General features: G+C 49.2%; 3 protein-coding genes. All 3 read right to left on the reverse strand.

Annotated features, from left to right (window positions below):
• On the reverse strand, positions 1–356 hold a 356-nt coding region (locus AK963_RS28920), incomplete at its 3' end, for a hypothetical protein (RefSeq protein WP_202969925.1).
• A gap of 46 nt (positions 357–402) precedes the next feature.
• Complete coding sequence (locus AK963_RS28925) at positions 403–1,032, reverse strand: helix-turn-helix domain-containing protein (protein ID WP_066018718.1); 630 nt, start codon at positions 1,030–1,032, stop codon at positions 403–405.
• A complete protein-coding gene (locus tag AK963_RS28930; RefSeq protein ID WP_066018719.1) occupies positions 1,019–1,216 on the reverse strand; it encodes a hypothetical protein in 198 nt (65 codons plus the stop codon). Before AK963_RS28930 ends, AK963_RS28925 begins: the two co-directional genes overlap by 14 nt.
• Positions 1,217–1,443: the final 227 nt, after the last annotated feature.

The raw sequence follows: 1,443 nt of genomic DNA on the forward strand, positions 1-1,443 counted from the left end.
AGTACATAGGTAAAGGGGAATACGATACTCCCGCCGGTAAAGTTCAGCCCCATAATATCGGAGTGCCACATGAAGAGGACCGGACAAAGTACCAGCAACCCTACATACAGGCCGAACAGTACCAGAAATAAATTCTGCTGATTAACCAGATGAAAGGAGAAACAACCAAATGCCCCCTGATCCGCCACCACCTTTGGGTGCCCCTTGATCTGCTCATAGAGCTTTCCCCGCTCCTCTCTTGGCAGCCGGTCAACCTCCCCTGAGCCAATGTATGTCAATAAGCAGCGGACCACCCTGTCGCCCTTCTGCAATAACGTGATCTCATCATTTTCCGGGTCATAACTGACAAATTTCATACATTCCCTTTTGTTATTATTTTTCCCTGGTAGTTACTATCGCCGGTCAGAGCACACTGCCAGTTTCCATGATTTCATCGACCTTCCAGTAATCCATATTTCTGACCCTGCCGATGACGTCCATCTCTTCACGGCGGTTGTGCTTCAGCTCCAACTCCTCATAGTAATAGTTGAAGCACCCCAGCTGCTTTACCCCGTCTTTTGGGTACCAGGCTACATAGAGTCCCGGTCCCGGTCTTCTGACTTTCTCCACCGTCAGCAGCGTATTTCCGGGGAAATGGTCATTGGTTTCCACGATGTAGAAGAATTGGTAAAACTCCGGTTGCTTCGGGACATGCCTGAGGCTGTTGAATAAATCCGGTACGGTGATATCAATCTCAAACGGATCACCTTCGCCGGGAATAACCGTCACCAGGGTTTTGAAGACTCCCCGGCGAAGGCTGGGTCTCTCATGGTCGTATGGGCCGCCTCTGCCCGTAGACAGCCACACGGGGCATATCCCCATGGACTCACTCAGTCTGTCCAGGTACTTATGAGGGTTAGCGATCTCCCCATTCGCCAGCTTGTACAGGTAGCCACGGTCAATACCGGTACGCCGTGCCAGTTTGGGAATGCTGGTAATACCCGAGAAGTCCATGGCCTTTTTAAACCGTTCGGCTATTTCAGGATGGTTCACTGTACTTTCCCCGATCTGCCTGTATTTGACGAATGATCCCCTTCAGTGCCAGCTCTATATCTTCCGGGTCCCGGTGTCGATCTTTAACCGTGTTTCTCACCTGCATCGATGCCATTTGTACAGTTCCTTTTATCTTATTGTTTTTTTCTACCGCTACTTCTTCCGATGATGGGTCTATATCCATAGCGCAATATCCGTGATACATCGAAGAAAGACAGCTTTATGAATTTTTACGCTATCAGACTCAACCATTGGGTTTCAACTGATTTGTGTAACTTTGTAGAATTTGCAGAAGATTACATAATGGCACAACACCGTATGCCGACTATGGTTGACCTTTCAGTCAATCAGTAAGGGTGGGGATGTATGAAGGGATTGCTGGGCGCACTGCTGCTCCTGTCGGGCATCGCC

The sequence above is a fragment of the Endozoicomonas atrinae genome, from assembly GCF_001647025.1.
GTDB classification, from domain to species: Bacteria; Pseudomonadota; Gammaproteobacteria; order Pseudomonadales; family Endozoicomonadaceae; genus Endozoicomonas; species Endozoicomonas atrinae.

Bases quoted from the DNA above. Each gene is read 5' to 3' on its own strand.
- AK963_RS28930 (WP_066018719.1), bottom strand. From the start codon at position 1,216: ATGGATATAGACCCATCATCGGAAGAAGTAGCGGTAGAAAAAAACAAT.